Below are 285 nucleotides of genomic sequence, written 5' to 3'. Positions count from 1 at the left end.
ATCGTCGTCGATCAGGGCCGGCGGGGCGCCGGTGCGCGTCGCGCCGTCATGGGCGCTCGCCGGCCCTGGCGCCAGGAAGGCCGCCGGACGCAGGCGCACGCCCACCGCGCCGGCCAGGGCCGCGCCGAGCACGATCAGCGGAAAGGGCAGGCGCAGGAAGGCGATGGCGACGAAGGCCAGCGTGGCGAGGGCGGCCAGGATCCGGTTGCGCAGGGTGCGGCTGCCGAGGCGCCAGGCGGCGGCCAGCACGATCGCCACCACCGCCGGCTTGATGCCGTCCATGAT

The 285-nt window shown here is 76.5% G+C and carries 1 protein-coding gene; it reads right to left on the bottom strand.

Going from position 1 to position 285, the window contains the following annotated elements:
* The coding region (locus KVT32_RS29810; RefSeq protein ID WP_371825641.1) for a chromate transporter at nt 1–285 on the bottom strand (285 nt) is incomplete at both ends.

The sequence above is a fragment of the Achromobacter sp. GbtcB20 genome (assembly GCF_019091095.1).
Taxonomy (GTDB): domain Bacteria; phylum Pseudomonadota; class Gammaproteobacteria; order Burkholderiales; family Burkholderiaceae_B; genus Achromobacter; species Achromobacter mucicolens.
The sequence above is the reverse complement of the archived record's forward strand: the minus strand, read 5'-3'. Positions and strand labels throughout refer to the sequence as shown.